The organism is Microbacterium sp. HSID17254, from assembly GCF_003989315.1.
Taxonomy (GTDB): domain Bacteria; phylum Actinomycetota; class Actinomycetes; order Actinomycetales; family Microbacteriaceae; genus Microbacterium.
This window is the reverse complement of sequence record NZ_RBLT01000020.1, coordinates 42,354-58,397: the sequence shown is the minus strand read 5'-3', so window position 1 is coordinate 58,397 and position 16,044 is coordinate 42,354. Positions and strand designations below refer to the sequence as shown.

The following is a 16,044-nucleotide window of genomic DNA, read 5'->3' as shown; positions in this document are numbered from 1 at the left end:
GGCCCGTTTCTGATCCCGGCCGGATGGGTGCCGTGCCGCTCACGGTCGTCCCTCCAGGGCGCCTCGGGGCGTGCCGGATGGGAAACGGCCCGCGGCAGGCGCATCGGGGAGCGATTCTGATCCCGCCCGCGCGGCGAGGCGGCGTGCGGGACGAGAAAGGGGCCTGCGGGGCGGGGTGGGGGAGCGATTCTGATCCCGGGCGGAACGGCGGGACGGGACGGGGACGGCCCGGGGTCTCGCGGGGAGACACCGGGCCGTCGGGGAGATCGGGTCACTCGGGGCGGAGGCGGAGCTGCGCCATCCCCCCGTCGACCTCGATGAAGGTGCCCGTGGTGGAGCCCGCGGCGGGACTCACGAGGTAGGCCACCGCGGCGGCGACCTCGTCGGGGCTCACCAGGCGTCCGTGGGGCTGTCGTGCCTCCAACGCGGCCCGCTCGGCGGCGGGGTCGGCCGCGGAGTCGAGCAGTCGTCCGACCCAGGGCGTGTCCGCCGTGCCGGGGTTGACCGCATTGACGCGGATGCCCTCGCGCAGGTGGTCGGCGGCCATCGCGCGGGTCAGCGCCGACACGGCGCCCTTCGACGCGGAGTAAAGGGCCCGCTGCGGGAGCCCGGTGGTCGAGGCGATCGAGGCCGTGTTGCACACCGCGGCGGCCGGGGACTTCCGGAGCCACGGCAGTGCCGCCGACGTCACCCGTGCGATGCCGGTGACGTTGATGGAGAGGACGCGGGCCCACTCGTCGTCGTCGTTCGCGGCGATGTCGCCCTGTGCGCCGATGCCGGCGTTGTTGACGACGATGTCGATGCGGCCGAAGCGCTCGGCGACGGCGACGACGGCGGCGTCCACGCTCGCGCGGTCGGAGACGTCGGCGGTGAACGCGGCGAAGCGCTCGTCGGCGTGGGTGGTGTCGCGGTCGAGGACCGCGACGGTGACGCCGTCCGCGTGCAGACGGTCGGCGATCGCCGCACCGATGCCGGAGGCGCCACCGGTGACGATGGCCACGAGTCCTTCCGTGCCGCCGTCGGGTCCCTGAGCCTGTCGAAGGGTCACTTCTCTGCCTCCCATGCGATGAAGTCCTGGCGCTGGCGGCCGAGGCCGTCGATCTCGATCTCGACCACGTCGCCCGCGCTGAGGTAGGGGTATTTGCCGGACAGGGCCACGCCCTGCGGGGTGCCGGTGAGGATCAGGTCACCGGGCTCGAGCGTCACATACTGCGACAGGTGATGCACGATCTGCTCGACCGTGAAGATCATGTCGCTCGTGTTCGAGTCCTGTCGCGGCTCGCCGTTCACGAAGCTGCGGAGGCCGAGCGCCTGGTGGTCGACCTCGTCCGGCGTGACCAGCCACGGACCCGTGGGGTTGAAGCCGAAGGCGATCTTGCCCTTCGACCACTGCCCGCCGGAGACCGCCATCTGGAAGTCGCGCTCCGACACGTCGTTCGCGGCGACGAAGCCGGCGACGTGCGCCATCGACTCGTCCGGGGAGTCGAGGTACGCGGTGCGGGTGCCGATGACGATGCCGAGCTCGACCTCCCAGTCGGTCTTCTCGCTCCCCCGCGGGATCGTCACGGCGTCGTTCGGGCCGACCACCGTGTTGGGCGTCTTGAGGAAGATGATGGGGATGGTCGGCGGCTCCGACCCCGACTCCGCGGCGTGGGCGGCGTAGTTCATCCCGATGCAGATCACCGCGCTCGGGCGGGCGATCGGGGCGCCGATGCGCATCGTCGCGGCGTCCGGCAGCTCGGAGAGCTCCCCGGCGTCGCGGGCGGCGGCGACGTGGGCGACGAAGTCTCCCGCAAGGAAGTCGCCGTTGACATCGGATGTCACCGGGCGGAGGTCGAGGTAGCGGTCACCCTCCAGGAGGACGGGGATCTCCGCCCCCGGGGTGCCGAGCCGCGCGAACTTCATGATTCTCCTGATCGTTCGGGAGGCCGCTGCTCAGCGGCCGGTCTCGTTGACAGTATAGACATCGGATGTTTACACTCCAAGAGATCCGCGCGGAAGAACGACCCGCGCATGGAGAGGAACCCCGTGAGCCGTATCGTCGCCCTCGACACCACCGACATCCGCTTCCCCACGTCGCTGAGCCTGGACGGCTCCGACGCGATGAACCCGGACCCCGACTACTCTGCCGCGTACGTCATCGTCCGCACGGACGCCGGCGACGGCATCGAGGGGCACGCCTTCGTCTTCACGATCGGCCGCGGCAACGACGTGCAGGTCGCCGCCATCGACGCGCTCGCCGGGCACCTCGTCGGGCGTGAGATCGAGCCGCTGCTCGACGACATGGGCGGCACGTTCCGCGAGATCATCGGCGACTCGCAGCTCCGCTGGCTGGGCCCGGAGAAGGGCGTCATGCACATGGCCATCGGCGCGGTCGTCAACGCGCTGTGGGACATCAAGGCCAAGCGCGCGGGCCTGCCGCTCTGGCAGCTGCTCGCCCGGATGACCCCGGAGGAGCTCGTCGATCTCGTCGACTTCCGCTACCTCACCAACGCCCTCACCCGCGAGGAGGCGCTGGAGATCCTGCGCGCGGCGGAGCCCGGCCGGGCCGAGCGCGAGCAGCAGCTCCTCGCCACCGGCTACCCCGGCTACACGACCAGCCCCGGCTGGCTCGGCTACTCCGACGAGAAGCTCGAGCGCCTCGCCCGCGAGGCCATGGCCGACGGCTTCACGCAGATCAAGCTCAAGGTCGGTGCCGACCTCGACGACGACATCCGCCGCTTCCGGAAGGCGCGCGAGGTGTGCGGCCCGGACTTCCCCATCGCGATCGACGCCAACCAGCGCTGGGAGGTGTCCGAGGCGATCGAATGGGTGAACGCGCTCGCCGAGTTCCACCCCGCCTGGATCGAGGAGCCCACGAGCCCCGACGACATCCTCGGCCACGCCGAGATCGCCCGCGGCGTCGCGCCCATCCGTGTCGCCACCGGTGAGCACGCGCAGAACCGGATGATCTTCAAGCAGCTCCTGCAGGCCGACGCGATCTCGGTCATGCAGATCGACGCCGTCCGCGTCGCGGGGGTCAACGAGAACATCGCCAACCTGCTGCTCGCGGCGAAGTTCGACGTGCCGGTGTGCCCGCACGCCGGCGGCGTGGGGCTGTGCGAGGCCGTGCAGCACCTGTCGATGTTCGACTTCGTCGCCGTTTCTGGGACCCGCGAGGGCCGCCTGATCGAGTTCGTCGACCACCTGCATGAGCACTTCGTCGTGCCGACCGACATCCAGGGCGGCTCCTACATGGCCCCGACCGCGCCGGGTACGGGCATGGAGATGAAGGCCGACAGCATCGCGGAGTACACCTGGACGGGCGCGCATGTCCACGCCTGACCGCCTGACCGTCCCGACGCTCGGCTACGGTGCCGCGAACGTCGGCAACCTCTTCCGTGAGCTGTCCGACGACGACGCGTGGGCGGTGCTGGACGCGGCGTGGGAGAGCGGCATCCGCTTCTACGATACCGCTCCGCACTACGGCCTCGGGCTCTCCGAGCGTCGTCTGGGTGCCTTCCTGCAGACCAAGCCGCGGGACGAGTACGTGCTCTCGACCAAGGTCGGCCGGCTGCTGCGCCCGAACCCCGACCACGCCGGCGGCCTCGACACCGCGAACGACTTCCACGTGCCGGACGACCTCCAGCGCGTGTGGGATTTCTCGGCGGACGGCATCCGGACGAGCCTGGACGAGTCCCGCGAGCGGCTCGGCATCGAGCGCATCGACCTTCTCTATCTGCACGACCCGGAGCGGCACGACCTCGACCTCGCGCTCGCCGAGGCTCTTCCTGCCCTGGAGCAGCTGCGCGCGGACGGCGAGGTGACCGCGATCGGCATCGGGTCGATGGTGTCGGACGCCCTCGCGGCATCCGTGCGCTCCGCCGACCTCGACCTCGTGATGGTGGCCGGTCGGTACACGCTGCTGGAGCAGCCCGCCGCGGTCGACGTGCTGCCCGCGTGCCGCGAGACCGGGACGGGGATCGTCGCGGCGTCGGTGTTCAACTCCGGACTCCTCGCGGCGAACGAGCCGCGGAGGGACGGCCGGTACGAGTACGGACAGCTCCCCGACGAGCTGTGGGACCGCCTCGTGCGCATCGCTGCGGTGTGCGCCGATCACGACGTGCCCCTGCCGGCCGCGGCGATCCGGTTCCCGCTCCAGTCCGACGTGGTGCGCTCCGTGGTGGTCGGCGGCAGTCGCCCGGCGCAGCTCCGGCAGAACGCGGAGTACGCTGCCCGGGAGATCCCGTCGGCCCTGTGGGAGAACCTCGCGGCCGAGGGCCTGATCCCCGCCTCCTGACCTCCATCCACCGAGAGGAGCCGCCGTGCTCGAAGGAATCCACCCGCTGCTGACCGGGGAGCTGCTGCTGCATCTCGACCGGATGGGGCACTCCGACGCCGTGGTCGTCGCCGACGCGCACTTCCCGGCCTGGGGTCTCGGGGCGCGCGTGGTCGATCTTCCCGGCACCACCACGCCCGAGGTCGTCGCGGCCATCCGCAGCGTGCTGCCGCTCGACGACGCGCCGGGCATCGATCTGATGACCTCTGCCGACGGCGAGGTGCTGGACGTGCAGCGCGAACTCATGGCCGCCGCCGGCACGGAACTCGACACCACGCGCTTCGTCGAGCGCTTCGCGTACTACGAGGTGGCGAAGGAGGCGTACCTCATGGTGCGCACGGGAGAGACGCGCAAGTACGGCAACGCACTCCTCCGGAAGGGTGTGGTCGGCCACCCCTCGGCCTGACCCGGGGGTTCAGCGCCCGACGGTCGACTCCCGCACGATGAGCTCGGCGGGGAACGGCGTGGGTGCCGGAGGCGCGGCGGTCGGATCGGCGAGGAGCTGCAGCAGCGCGGCCCCGGCGGCGCGACCGATCTCGTAGCCGGGCTGCCGGATGCTCGTCAGCGGCACCACGCCCTGGTGTGCGGCGGCCACGTCGTCGAACCCGACGAGGGCGATCTCCTCCGGCACCCGGATGCCGTGGCGGAGCAGCTGTGTCAGCACGCCGAGGGCCACCCCGTCGTTCGCGGCGAAGACCGCGTCGGGACGCTCTTCCGCCGGGAGATCCGTCAGGTGCGCCCCGGCCCGGAGGCCGTCTTCGGTCGTGAGATGCTCGACGTCGAGGACGGAGATACGGGCGTCGGTCCCCGCCACCGCGTCGCGCAGCCCGGCGAGACGATCGTTCGACTGGCTCACCGTCGGGGCTCCGAGGAACAGGATGCGGCGACGGCCGAGGGAGAGCAGGTGCTCGCCGGCCAGCCGTCCGCCGCCGCGGTCGTCGAAGGTGACCGCGGCGACGGAGGGCGAATCCCGGATGGGGCCGACGACCACCGAGCGGATCCCGCGAGTCGCGAGCTGTTCCAGCCGTGGCACGACATCGCCGCGCGGGTAGATGACGATGCCCTGCACCCGGTGGGCCTCGAACATGTCGATGTTCTGCTCCTCGCGGGCGGCATCGCGGGCGCTGTCGCTGAAGAAGAGCGACCAGCCGCCCTCACGGGCCACGTCGTCGACGCCGCGGGACAGGTCGTTGAAGTACGGCAGCCAGGCGTCGAGGAGGATGAGGGCGAGGGCTTTGCTCGACCCGGCGCGGAGCTGGCGGGCCGATTCGTTCGGCACGAAGCCGAGCTCGGCGATCGCCGCCCGCACCCGCTCGCGGCTGGCGGCGCCGAGGACGTGCGGGTGATTGAGGTAGTTCGACACGGTCGATGCCGACACCCCCGCGAGAGCCGCGACATCCTTCACGCTCGCGGGCATGGGCCTCCTTCGGCGGTGGGGCCGCAGGCGCGCGGCCGGATGAGGCCCAGGCTAGCGGACCAGTTGTAACGTGCCAAGAAAGTTCTTGACACCCCGACGGATGGCGACGTAGCGTGACTCGCACACCGGGCTTGTAACGTGCCAAGTCCGCGCGGCGACGGTGCCGGACACCCGCCGGAGGAGCGCTCATGAACATCGGCTGCCACGGACTCGTCTGGACGGGGACCTTCGACGCGGACGGCATCCGGCTCGCGGTCGAGAAGACGAAGCAGGCGGGCTTCGACCTCATCGAGTTCCCCTTGATGGACCCGTTCTCGTTCGACGTCGCCGCCGCCCAGGCCGCCCTCGCGGAGCACGGACTCGCGGTCAGTGCCTCGCTCGGGCTCTCCGACGAGACCGACATCACGAGCGGCGACCCCGCCGTGGTCGCCGCGGGCGAGGCGCTCCTGCTCCGCGCGGTCGACGTGCTCGCCGACCTCGGCGGTGCGCACTTCTGCGGGGTGATCTACAGCGCCATGAAGAAGTACATGGATCCGGTCACGCCCGAAGGTCTCGCATCGAGCCGTCGCACGATCGCCCGGGTCGCCGACCACGCCGCCGAGCGGGGGGTCTCGGTCTCGCTCGAGGTCGTGAACCGCTACGAGACCAACGTGCTGAACACGGCACGGCAGGCGCTGGCGTACCTCGGCGAGGTCGACCGCCCGAACCTCGGGATCCACCTGGACACGTACCACATGAACATCGAGGAGTCGGATATGTTCGCGCCGGTGCTCGATGCGGCTCCCGCCCTGCGGTACGTGCACATCGGCGAGAGCCACCGCGGCTATCTCGGCACCGGGACGGTCGACTTCGACACGTTCTTCAAGGCGCTCGGGCGCATCGGCTACGACGGCCCCATCGTGTTTGAGTCGTTCTCCTCGGCGGTGGTGGCGCCCGACCTCAGCCGCATGCTCGGCATCTGGCGCAACCTCTGGACCGACAACGACGAGCTGGGTGCGCACGCGAACGCCTACATCCGCGACAAGCTCGTCGCGGTGGACTCGATCCGCCTCCACTGACGCCCGGGCGGCGGTTCGAGATCAAGATGTTATTACAGGTCTTCCCTCGCCGCCGATCGTTAGATACATTTAGATACAACTTGCACTGACCCGGGTGCAGGTCGCAGAATTGATCCGATGTTTACGGCGGAACGGTCCGCCGCAATCGCGACAGAACCTTCAAGGAAGCAGGTGAGCGCATGAGTGGACCCATCCTGAGGGTCGAGGGGATCAGCAAGGGATTCCCCGGTGTCCAGGCGCTGAAGGACGTGCATCTCGAGGTGCGCGCCGGCGAGGTGCTCGTGCTCGTGGGTGAGAACGGTGCCGGCAAGTCCACCCTGATGAAGATCCTCTCCGGGATCTACACCAAGGACGAGGGCACGATCACGTTCGAGGGGCAGGAGGTCGAGCTCACCAGCCCGCTGCAGGCGCAGGAGCTGGGGATCACGATCATCCACCAGGAGCTCAACCTGATGCCCGACCTCACGGTCGCGCAGAACATCTACGTCGGCCGCGAACCCACGACGGGTCCGTTCCTGTCGGAGCGGAAGCTCAACCGGCAGACGGCCGAGCTGCTGCAGCGCCTCGACATCCACCTCGACCCCCGCCAGCGCGTGGGCGAGCTGACGGTGGCCGAGCAGCAGATGGTCGAGATCGCCAAGGCGCTGTCCTTCAACGCCAAGGTCCTCATCATGGACGAGCCGACGTCGGCCCTCACCGACAGCGAGGTCGAGACCCTCTTCGTCCTCATCGAGCAGCTCAAGGCCCGTGGCACCGGCATCGTGTACATCTCGCACCGCATGGACGAGCTGCGCCGCCTGGCGGACCGGGTGACCGTGCTCCGCGACGGCACATACATCGGATCACTCGACAAGTCCGAGATCACGATTCCGACGATCATCGAGATGATGGTCGGCCGCGTGATCGACGAGGGCACCCGCCCGCAGGCGCGGGAGCACCTCAACGACCCGATCGTGCTCGACGTGCAGGGGCTCTCCACGCGGAAGCTCCTCAAGGACGTGTCGTTCCAGCTGCACAAGGGCGAGATCCTCGGATTCGCCGGCCTCATGGGCGCCGGCCGCACGGAGACCGCCCGTGCCGTCATCGGCGCGGACCACCGTGACGGCGGCACGATCACGATCGGTGGGCGCACCGTCCGCATCGCGCAGCCCGCCGACGCGGTCAAGCACGGCGTCGGCTACCTCTCCGAGGACCGCAAGCTGCTCGGCCTCATGCTGGAGCAGGACGTCACCTTCAACACCGTGCTCGCGTCGCTCGGCTCCTACGCCAACGGCATCGGGTGGATGGGCGACAGCAAGGCCAAGAACCGCACGAAGGAGTACGTCCAGCAGCTGCGGGTGAAGACCCCCTCGGTCAACCAGGTCGTCAAGCTCCTCTCCGGAGGGAACCAGCAGAAGGTCGTCATCGCCCGGTGGCTGATGCGCGACTGCGACATCCTCATCTTCGACGAGCCGACGCGAGGCATCGACGTCGGCGCGAAGGAGGAGATCTACCGCCTCATGCAGCAGCTCGCCGACGCGGGCAAGTCCATCATCGTCATCTCGTCGGAGCTCCCCGAGATCCTCCGGGTCGCGAACCGCATCGCCGTGTTCGCGAACGGTCGCATCACCGGGACGCTCCGCAACGAGGAAGCCAGCCAGGAGAAGATCATGCAACTCGCAGCCCACGGGGAGGAAGACTGATGAGCACCCCACAGCAGTCCGGATCGTCGACGACGACGATCATCCAGACGGCCGTCAACGAGGACACCGACAAGCGCGACGTCGCCGGGTTCCTCAAGCGGCAGTTCCAGCAGTCGCTCGCGTTCGGCACCCTGATCGTCCTGGTCATCTTCTTCTCGATCGCCAGCCCGAACTTCTTCACCTTCAGCAACATCGCCACGGTGCTGCTGTCGACCGCGGTCATCGGCATCCTCGCCCTCGGCACGACGTTCGTCATCATCACGGGCGGCATCGACCTGTCGATCGGCACCGGCATGGCGCTCTGCGCGGTGATGACCGGTGTCCTCATCACCAACCTCGGCCTGCCGGTGTGGGTGGGCGTGCTCGGCGGCATCGCGACCGGTGTGCTCATGGGGCTGGTGAACGGCGTCAACATCACGTTCCTGCGACTGCCTCCGTTCATCGCGACCCTGGCCATGATGATGATCGCGGGCGGCCTCGCCCTCGTGATCTCGAACGTCGCGCCGATCTACTTCTCGACCTCGGCTCCCGACTTCAAGAAGATCGCGCTCGGCGTGCTCATCCCCGGCATCCCGAACGCGGTGCTCATCACCGCGGCCCTCGCGATCGTCGCCTGGCTCGTGCTGTCGAAGACGCTGCTCGGCCGGTACACCTTCGCGATCGGATCGAACGAGGAGGCCACGCGCCTCTCCGGCGTCAACACCCGCCGCTGGACGATCCTCATCTACATGTTCGCCGGCGCCTTCACCGGCATCGCGGGCATCGTGATCGCCGCCCGCCTCGACTCGGCGCAGCCGCAGATCGGCACCGGCTACGAGCTGCAGGCCATCGCGGCCGTGATCATCGGCGGCACCTCGCTGCTCGGCGGCCGCGGCTCGATCCTCGGCACCGTGATCGGTGCGCTCATCATGAGCGTCCTCGTCAACGGCCTCCGGATCATGTCGATCCAGCCCGAGTGGCAGAACATCGTCGTCGGCGTCGTCGTCCTGCTGGCCGTCTTCCTCGACTCGCTGCGCAACCGCCAGCGGACCTGAGACACGGCGGCGGCGAAACCCGTGCCCGCCGCCGTCCCCGGCTCCGGCCGGACCCCGCGGAACCCTCCGCACAGGCACCACGAATGTCCACCCGCCGGTCCTGGCCGGCACCCACACAGAACAACGGAGTTTCCATGAAATTCGGCAAGAAGACCGCATTCGCGGCACTCGTGGCCGCATCCGCGCTCGTGTTCGCCGGCTGTGCCGGCGGCGGCGACGTGATCGAAGAGGGCTCGGGCGGCGACACCGGCAGTGGCGACGGCGAGATGTACATCGCCATGGTCTCGAAGGGCTTCCAGCACCAGTTCTGGCAGGCCGTCAAGAAGGGCGCGGAGGAGAAGGCCCAGGAGCTGGGCGTCAAGATCACCTTCGAGGGCCCGGCCGCCGAGACCGAGATCGCGCAGCAGCTCGAGATGCTGACCGCCGCGATCGACAAGAACCCGGACGCCATCGCCTACGCCGCCCTCGACCCCGAGGCGTGCGTCGCCCCGCTCGAGCAGGCGAAGTCGAAGGACATCCCCGTCGTCTACTTCGACGCCCCGTGCAACGGCGACGTCGGACTCAGCCTCTCCGCGACGGACAGCAAGGTCGCCGGCGCGCTGGCGGCCGAGCACATGGCCGAGCTGATCGGCGGCGAGGGTGAGGTCGCCATCGTCGGCCACTCGCAGATCAACTCGACCGGTGTCGAGCGTCGCGACGGCTTCGTCGAGAAGATCGAGGCGGACTACCCCGACATCGAGATCGTCGACATCCAGTACGGTGACGGCGACCACCTGAAGTCGGCCGACATCGCCAAGACGCTCATCGCGGCCCACCCCGACCTCAAGGGCATCTACGGCACCAACGAGGGCTCGGCCATCGGCGTCGTGAACGCCGTGAACGAGCTCGGCCTCGAGAAGGGCAAGATCACCATCGTCGGCTTCGACTCCGGTGCGGCCCAGATCAACGCCATCAAGGACGGCACCATGGCCGGCGCCATCACGCAGGACCCGATCGGCATCGGCGCCCAGGTCGTGCAGGCGGCCTACGACGCGGCCAACGGCGACGACGTCGAGGAGTTCTACGACACCGGTTCCTACTGGTACGACAAGAACAACATCGACGACGACAAGATCGCCGCGGTCCTCTACGAGTGACTCGCACGACGGAGCCCCTCGCCTTCGGGCGGGGGGCTTCGTCGTGTCCGGGGGGACTCCGGTCCGTGGGTCCGTGGTCCGTGGGTCCGTGGTCCGGCTGCACGATCCCGGGGCGACTGCACGACCGGATCCCCGGTTTCCTCGTGCACCCGTATCGGGGTCGTGCAGACGAACCGGGTCCGGAGCCGGGTGGGTCTGGGGTCTAGGTCCGGGGAGGGTCTGGGGCTGGGCCGTGGATGGGACGGATGCACGACGTGGGGACCGATGCGTGGCCGGATGGGTAGTTCGGTCGTGCAGTCGTGACAGGGGCGTGCAGGTGAAACCGGAGGGCCGAGTGGAGTCGTTCGGCACGGGGGACGGTCAGCCCGAGGGACGGATCCACGACTGTGAGACGGATGCACGACGCGGGGACCGATGTGTGGCCGAAGGGGCGGATCGGTCGTGCAGTCGTGGTAGGGGTGTGCAGGTGAAACCGGATGGCCGAGTGGAGTCGTTCGGGTCGGGGGCGGTCAGCCCGAGGGGACCGTCCCCGGGGGACGGGGCACGACGAGGGACGGATGCAGGACGGGGGGACGAGGGCATGACGGGGAGGTCGGAACGGGCGTGCGGGCGTCGCGAGGTCGTGCAGGTGAAACAGGGAGGGGGAGACGGAGGGAGGAGGGGGGGAGACGGAGGGGAGGAGGGGGTCAGAGGGGGCGGAGGAACGTGAGGATCGAAGTGGGCTCGACGATGAGCTCCTGCAGGGCGGCGTTGAAGGGGACGCCGGCGGGTGCGTGGAGGTGGGCCTGGAAGGCGTCCTCGTCGCGGTAGACCTCGTAGACGAAGAAGCGGTCAGGGTCGTCGACGAGGCGGTGGGCCTCGAAGACGATGTTGCCCTCCTCGGCGCGGACGACCTCGGCGAAGTCCCGCAGCAGCGCGGCGACCCGGTCGGCGGCTCCGGGCTGCGCGGTGAAGACGGCGTGGAGGACGGTGGGTTCGGGCATGACGACTCCTCGGGTTCGGGTGGTCAGGAGTGGAGGGCCAGGAAGCGCGCGGGGGTCGTCACGAGCATCCGGTGCACGGCGTCGTCACCCACGGCCTCGCGGAGCCGGGGAAGGTAGCGGTCGCCGAGGTAGGCGAGACCGGGCATGCCGCCGTACGCGATGTACCGGGTGCGCCGGGCGACGTCGCCCCCGAGCAGGATCCGGTCACCGGCACCCCGCTCCACCACGGCGACCGTGAGGGCCAGCAGCTCGGCGTCGGAGCGGGTGCGCGGGCGGGCGAAGCCGTCGTACCCAAGGTGGGCGCCGCGCTCGGCCAACGCGACGTGCAGACCGGGATCGGGGTCGCGGTCGGCGTGGGCCAGCACGACGCGATCCGCCGGCACCCCCTCGGCCGCCAGCAGGTCGAGGACCTCGTGGGCCGCGGTGCCGAACTCCAGATGCACCATGACGGGGGCTCCGGTCTCCCGGTGCGCCTGAGCGACGGCGACGAGGGTCGTCCGCTCGAACGGACTGAGGCGCCAGTAGTCGGCCCCGCCCTTGAGCATGCCGGCGCGGACGGGCTGCCCGTCGGGACCCGCGGCGAGAGGCACGTCGGGCGTCTCGAACACCGCGGTGTCGTCCGCCGGCATCCCCCGCGTGAGGTCGGACACGAACAGGGCGGCGAGGCGGTCCGCGCCCCACACCTGCATCGGGTGGTCGGGGCCGTAGTGGGCCTCACGGTGCCGGCCCGTCGTGGCGACCACGTGCAGTCCGGTCGCGGCGCTGATGCGGGCGACGGCGGCCGGGTCGCGGCCGAGGCCGAACGGGGTGGCGTCGACCATGGCCTCGAAGCCGCTCGCCCGCAGCAGACCGGCCTCCTCGCCGGACGCGGCCTCGTCGTCGAGCTCGTCCCCGACCAGCAGCGGCGACACCTGGAAGAGGTGCTCGTGGTAGTCCACGCGCCCGAGCCGCGACGGGTCGAGGTCGCCGAGGACGGTCCGCACGGCGGGCATCAGCGCACCGACTCCGCGGCCTCCGCGAGGCGCTCGACGGTCTCCGGCGTGAGGTCGAGGTCGAACACGTCCGCCACGACCTGCGACCAGCCGTGGATGAAGTACCGCCAGCCGTCGACCACATACAGCGCGCGGTCGTCCTCCTGTGCCTCGGCCTGGTGCAGGAACTCCAGGGAGCCGCGGTAGTTGAACTCCCACGCGTACGCGCCCTCGGGGAACACGACGGCGTCGGTCAGCGGGGAGCCCGGGCGGTCCTTGCCGAGCCCGGTGGCGTTCGCGATGACCGATCCCGCGGGCGCGGCGGCGACCAGGGCATCGGCCTCCTCCGGCGTCTCGGTGACGACGTAGCGGAGCAGTCCCTCGGGAGTGCCGTGCTGGCGGTGCACCTCGCGGAGGTGGTCGAGCTTGTCCTGCGTGCGCGCGGTGACGGTGATGAGGGCCGGGGCATCCTCCCGCTCGGCGAGGGCCCAGCTCAGCGCGGTGCCCGATCCGCCCGCACCCAGGATGACGACCTCGGCCCCGGTGCGCGCGAAGTGGTCGGCGGGGAGGAAGTCGCGCAGCGCCAGGTCGACCGTGATCGGGTCCTTCGCGCGGCCGGACAGCGTGGACCCGCGCTTGGCGATGCTGGAGATCTCGGCACAGGACACGGCGAACGGGTCGAGGTCGTCGAACAGGTCGGACGCCGCCGCGTACACGTTCATCTTGTGCGTGGTGACCAGCGCGCCGCGGTGGTGCGGGTCATCGCGGATCTGCTCGACCATGGCGCGGTACTGCGCGGGGTCGGCGTCCATCGGCAGGTCGTGGCCGACGAGGGTCCGGGTGGGGAGGCCGAGGATGTCGGCCCACAGCGGGAACACCTTCATGATCGACGACGAGGCGGTGGTGACGCCGACGAAGCCCATGTAGTCGGCGGTGGCGGGGGCTGACGGTGCGGCGGACGTCGCGGCGGTGGTCATCGGTTCTCCTCGGGAGCGGACGCGGGCAGGGGCACGGGGTGGGCGGGGTCGGCGCCGCGGAGGACGGCGAGCACATCCGCGAGCGACAGCTCTCCCATGTTGTCGACGGCCTGGGTGGTCTGGGCACCGAGGTGCGGGGTGACGATGACGCGGTCGGCGAGAGCAGGGTCGAGCAGGGGACTGTCGTGCGCGGCGGTGTCGCCGTCGAGAGTGTCGGCGGCGTACCCGGCGAGGGTGCCGTCACGCAGCGCGTCCGCCACGGCCTGCTCATCCACGAGGTCGCCGCGGGCCGTGTTGACGAGTACGGTGCCGGGTCGCATCACGGCGAGGCGCTCGGCGTCGACGAGGCGCTGACCGCCGGGGGCGTGCAGGGTGATCACGTCGGCGGTGCGGAACAGGTCATCGAGGCCGAGGGGGTCGGCGCCGTGGTCCCGCACGAGGTCGGCGGGGAGGAACGGGTCGGAGGCGAGCAGCCGCGGGCCGAACCCGCTCAGTCGCCGCGCGACCCCTTGGCCGATCCGCCCGAAGCCGACGATGCCGACGGTCGCGGCGCCGAGCTCCCGTCCGCGGCGCACGCTCCAGTCGCCGGTCCGCACGCGGCGGTCGCCGTCCGGGATGGTGCGCAGGGCGGCGAGCATGAGGCCGACCGCGTGGTCGGCGACCGCATCCGCGTTCGCGCCGGGGGTGTTCGTGACCGGGATGCCGCGGTTGCGCGCCGCCGCGAGGTCCACCGCCTCCGTGCCGACCCCGTAGCGCGCCACGACCTTGAGCTTCGGGCCGGCAGCGAGGTGCGCGTCGGTGACCGGTCCGGTGCCGGCGATCCAGGCGTCGGCACCGTGCAGCAGCACGCGCAGCTCGTCGAGGTCGTGATGGGCGGGTCCGCGGAGGATACGGTGTCCGGCCTGCGCGGCGCGCCCGACCAAGTCGAGGTCGCCGTCCGAGAAGGAGCGGCTCGTGACGAGGATGACGCCCATCAGCGCGGCCTTCCCGCGAACCACGGTGCGAGGGCCGTGTACGCGTCGGTGAAGCGGGCGTGGCGCTCGGCGTAGACCGCATGCCGGGACGGGTCGGGCGTGAACTCGGCGGTGACCTCGCTGAGCGCCCGGGCGGCGGAGAAGTCGGTGAGGCCGAGGCCGACGGCTCCCGTGACCGCGGCACCGAGGCTGTTCGCCTCCTCCACGATCGTGCGGCGCCGCACCGGCACGCCCCACACGTCCGCGAGGACGGCGAGGTAGACGTCGCTCTGCGCCCCGCCGCCGACGGCGTCGATGCGGTCGATCGTCGCGCCGGCCTCGCGGAACGCCTGGATGCAGGTGAGGAGGTTGAACGCCGTCCCCTCGAGGACCGCGCGCACGAGGTGGGCGCGCCCGTGGTGGCGGGCGAGACCGACGAAGGCCCCGCGCGCATCCGGGTCCCACAGCGGGGAGCGCTCGCCGAGCAGGTACGGGAGGAAGTAGAGGTCGTCGGTGTCGATGTCGCTCGCGGCTTCGGCGACGAGGCGCCCCGTCTCGGGGTGTGCGGGGTCGACGGAGAGGGCTTCGGCGATCCACTGCACCGAGGCGCCGCCGGCCTGCATGGTCGCGGTCGGCACGAACGACGCGGGCACGACGTTGTCGAACGTGAAGGTGCGCATCGCGGGGTCGTGCAGCGGGGCGTCGGCCGCGAAGGAGATCCAGGAGGAGGTGCCGAGGCACACGTAGGCGCCGTCCTCCGGGGCCACGACGCCGGAGCCGACTGCGGCGAGCGGTCCGTCGCCCCCGCCCATCACGACCTGGACGCCGATGTGCAGCCCGAGCGCCTCGGCCGCGGCGGGCGTGAGCGGGCCCGCGATCTGCGTCGACTCCAGGATCTCGGGGAAGAGGGCGGGGTCGAGCCGCGCGGCGGCGAGGATCTCCGGCGACCACGTGCCCGCGACCTGGTCGTACGCATTGGTGCCCGAGGCGTCCGACCGGTCCGTGGCGAGCCGCCCGGTCAGCCGCAGCACGATGAAGTCCTTGGCGACGCACACCCGGCGCACGCGCTGCCACACCTCGGGTTCGTTGTCGCGCACCCACATGATCTTCTCGAGGGAGTAGGTGGGGTTCAGGCGGTGGCCGAGGATCCCGTAGGCGTGCTCGGCACCGACCGCCGCCTCGAGCTCGCGCTGCTGGGCGCCGGCGCGGGTGTCGGCCCAGATGATCGCGGGTCGTGCGGGCTCGCCGTCGGCGTCGAGCAGCACGGCGCCCATCATCTGTCCGCTGACCACGAGGCCCGCGACCTCGGCGGCGGCGGTGCCGGTGCGCGAGAGGAGGTCGCGGGTCGCCGTGACGACCGCGTGCCACCAGTCGGCCGGGTCCTGCTCAGCGACGCCGCCGGCCGCGAAGTGGGCCGGGTACGGCACGGTGACCGCGGCGATCAGACGACCGTCGTCGTGGTGCAGGGACGCCTTGTTCCCGGTGGTGCCGAGGTCGTGGGCGATGATCATGGCC

15 protein-coding genes are annotated in these 16,044 nt (G+C 70.7%); 7 read left to right on the top strand and 8 right to left on the bottom strand.

Features of this window, described 5'->3' with window-relative positions; genetic code table 11:
- Positions 1 to 271 precede the first annotated feature (271 nt).
- Complete coding sequence (locus D8M34_RS12355; RefSeq protein WP_126894156.1) at positions 272 to 1,063, bottom strand: SDR family NAD(P)-dependent oxidoreductase; 792 nt, start codon at positions 1,061 to 1,063, stop codon at positions 272 to 274.
- On the bottom strand, positions 1,045 to 1,905 hold the full coding sequence (locus tag D8M34_RS12350) for a fumarylacetoacetate hydrolase family protein (protein WP_126894155.1): 861 nt from the start codon (positions 1,903 to 1,905) through the stop codon (positions 1,045 to 1,047). The genes D8M34_RS12355 and D8M34_RS12350 overlap by 19 nt, the downstream gene beginning before the upstream one ends.
- 123 nt (positions 1,906 to 2,028) lie before the next feature.
- Between D8M34_RS12350 and D8M34_RS12345 the strand changes: the two genes are divergently transcribed.
- The 3 genes from D8M34_RS12345 to D8M34_RS12335 are packed head-to-tail and all read left to right on the top strand — an operon-like array spanning position 2,029 to position 4,724.
- A complete protein-coding gene (locus tag D8M34_RS12345) occupies positions 2,029 to 3,324 on the top strand; it encodes an L-fuconate dehydratase (RefSeq protein WP_101848828.1) in 1,296 nt (431 codons plus the stop codon).
- The gene (locus D8M34_RS12340) at positions 3,311 to 4,279 is read left to right on the top strand and encodes an aldo/keto reductase (protein WP_126894154.1); all 969 of its coding nucleotides are present in this window, start codon (positions 3,311 to 3,313) and stop codon (positions 4,277 to 4,279) included. Before D8M34_RS12345 ends, D8M34_RS12340 begins: the two co-directional genes overlap by 14 nt.
- A 25-nt stretch (positions 4,280 to 4,304) precedes the next feature.
- On the top strand, positions 4,305 to 4,724 hold the full coding sequence (locus tag D8M34_RS12335; RefSeq protein WP_025105374.1) for an RbsD/FucU family protein: 420 nt from the start codon (positions 4,305 to 4,307) through the stop codon (positions 4,722 to 4,724).
- Positions 4,725 to 4,733: 9 nt separating this feature from the next.
- On the opposite strand, the gene D8M34_RS12330 is transcribed toward D8M34_RS12335, so the two are convergent.
- Complete coding sequence (locus D8M34_RS12330; RefSeq protein ID WP_126894153.1) at positions 4,734 to 5,735, bottom strand: LacI family DNA-binding transcriptional regulator; 1,002 nt, start codon at positions 5,733 to 5,735, stop codon at positions 4,734 to 4,736.
- 188 nt (positions 5,736 to 5,923) lie between these two features.
- Here D8M34_RS12330 and D8M34_RS12325 point away from each other — a divergent pair, with 188 nt between their 5' ends.
- From D8M34_RS12325 to D8M34_RS12310, 4 genes are all read left to right on the top strand, one after another.
- Positions 5,924 to 6,793 carry a sugar phosphate isomerase/epimerase family protein gene (locus tag D8M34_RS12325; RefSeq protein WP_126894152.1) on the top strand — a complete coding sequence of 290 codons (870 nt, stop codon included), beginning with the start codon at positions 5,924 to 5,926 and terminating at the stop codon, positions 6,791 to 6,793.
- A 179-nt stretch (positions 6,794 to 6,972) separates the two neighbouring features.
- Positions 6,973 to 8,475 carry a sugar ABC transporter ATP-binding protein gene (locus tag D8M34_RS12320; RefSeq protein WP_025105377.1) on the top strand — a complete coding sequence of 501 codons (1,503 nt, stop codon included), beginning with the start codon at positions 6,973 to 6,975 and terminating at the stop codon, positions 8,473 to 8,475.
- The gene (locus D8M34_RS12315; protein ID WP_025105378.1) at positions 8,475 to 9,509 is read left to right on the top strand and encodes an ABC transporter permease; all 1,035 of its coding nucleotides are present in this window, start codon (positions 8,475 to 8,477) and stop codon (positions 9,507 to 9,509) included. Before D8M34_RS12320 ends, D8M34_RS12315 begins: the two co-directional genes overlap by 1 nt.
- Positions 9,510 to 9,643: 134 nt before the next feature.
- Complete coding sequence (locus tag D8M34_RS12310; RefSeq protein WP_126894151.1) at positions 9,644 to 10,645, top strand: ABC transporter substrate-binding protein; 1,002 nt, start codon at positions 9,644 to 9,646, stop codon at positions 10,643 to 10,645.
- Between the two features lie 686 nt (positions 10,646 to 11,331).
- On the opposite strand, the gene D8M34_RS12305 is transcribed toward D8M34_RS12310, so the two are convergent.
- The 5 genes from D8M34_RS12305 to xylB are packed head-to-tail and all read right to left on the bottom strand — an operon-like array spanning position 11,332 to position 16,040.
- Entirely contained in the window at positions 11,332 to 11,628 is a 297-nt protein-coding gene (locus tag D8M34_RS12305; RefSeq protein ID WP_126894150.1) for a putative quinol monooxygenase, read from the bottom strand.
- Between the two features lie 23 nt (positions 11,629 to 11,651).
- Entirely contained in the window at positions 11,652 to 12,620 is a 969-nt protein-coding gene (locus D8M34_RS12300; RefSeq protein WP_126894149.1) for a phosphotriesterase family protein, read from the bottom strand.
- Positions 12,620 to 13,576 carry a shikimate dehydrogenase gene (locus tag D8M34_RS12295; RefSeq protein ID WP_126894148.1) on the bottom strand — a complete coding sequence of 319 codons (957 nt, stop codon included), beginning with the start codon at positions 13,574 to 13,576 and terminating at the stop codon, positions 12,620 to 12,622. The genes D8M34_RS12300 and D8M34_RS12295 overlap by 1 nt, the downstream gene beginning before the upstream one ends.
- Positions 13,573 to 14,550 carry a phosphoglycerate dehydrogenase gene (locus D8M34_RS12290; RefSeq protein ID WP_238695653.1) on the bottom strand — a complete coding sequence of 326 codons (978 nt, stop codon included), beginning with the start codon at positions 14,548 to 14,550 and terminating at the stop codon, positions 13,573 to 13,575. The genes D8M34_RS12295 and D8M34_RS12290 overlap by 4 nt, the downstream gene beginning before the upstream one ends.
- Positions 14,550 to 16,040, bottom strand: coding sequence for a xylulokinase (xylB, locus tag D8M34_RS12285; protein ID WP_126894147.1), 1,491 nt, complete (start codon positions 16,038 to 16,040; stop codon positions 14,550 to 14,552). The genes D8M34_RS12290 and xylB overlap by 1 nt, the downstream gene beginning before the upstream one ends.
- Positions 16,041 to 16,044: the final 4 nt, after the last annotated feature.

Excerpts from the sequence above, each read along its gene's own strand:
- D8M34_RS12355 (WP_126894156.1), bottom strand. The coding sequence starts at position 1,063 with ATGGGAGGCAGAGAAGTGACCCTTCGACAGGCTCAGGGACCCGACGGC.
- D8M34_RS12350 (WP_126894155.1), bottom strand. The coding sequence starts at position 1,905 with ATGAAGTTCGCGCGGCTCGGCACCCCGGGGGCGGAGATCCCCGTCCTC.
- D8M34_RS12340 (WP_126894154.1), top strand. The coding sequence starts at position 3,311 with ATGTCCACGCCTGACCGCCTGACCGTCCCGACGCTCGGCTACGGTGCC.
- D8M34_RS12330 (WP_126894153.1), bottom strand. The coding sequence starts at position 5,735 with ATGCCCGCGAGCGTGAAGGATGTCGCGGCTCTCGCGGGGGTGTCGGCA.
- D8M34_RS12325 (WP_126894152.1), top strand. The coding sequence starts at position 5,924 with ATGAACATCGGCTGCCACGGACTCGTCTGGACGGGGACCTTCGACGCG.
- D8M34_RS12320 (WP_025105377.1), top strand. The coding sequence starts at position 6,973 with ATGAGTGGACCCATCCTGAGGGTCGAGGGGATCAGCAAGGGATTCCCC.
- D8M34_RS12315 (WP_025105378.1), top strand. The coding sequence starts at position 8,475 with ATGAGCACCCCACAGCAGTCCGGATCGTCGACGACGACGATCATCCAG.
- D8M34_RS12310 (WP_126894151.1), top strand. The coding sequence starts at position 9,644 with ATGAAATTCGGCAAGAAGACCGCATTCGCGGCACTCGTGGCCGCATCC.
- D8M34_RS12305 (WP_126894150.1), bottom strand. The coding sequence starts at position 11,628 with ATGCCCGAACCCACCGTCCTCCACGCCGTCTTCACCGCGCAGCCCGGA.
- D8M34_RS12300 (WP_126894149.1), bottom strand. The coding sequence starts at position 12,620 with ATGCCCGCCGTGCGGACCGTCCTCGGCGACCTCGACCCGTCGCGGCTC.
- D8M34_RS12295 (WP_126894148.1), bottom strand. The coding sequence starts at position 13,576 with ATGACCACCGCCGCGACGTCCGCCGCACCGTCAGCCCCCGCCACCGCC.
- D8M34_RS12290 (WP_238695653.1), bottom strand. The coding sequence starts at position 14,550 with ATGGGCGTCATCCTCGTCACGAGCCGCTCCTTCTCGGACGGCGACCTC.
- xylB (WP_126894147.1), bottom strand. The coding sequence starts at position 16,040 with ATGATCATCGCCCACGACCTCGGCACCACCGGGAACAAGGCGTCCCTG.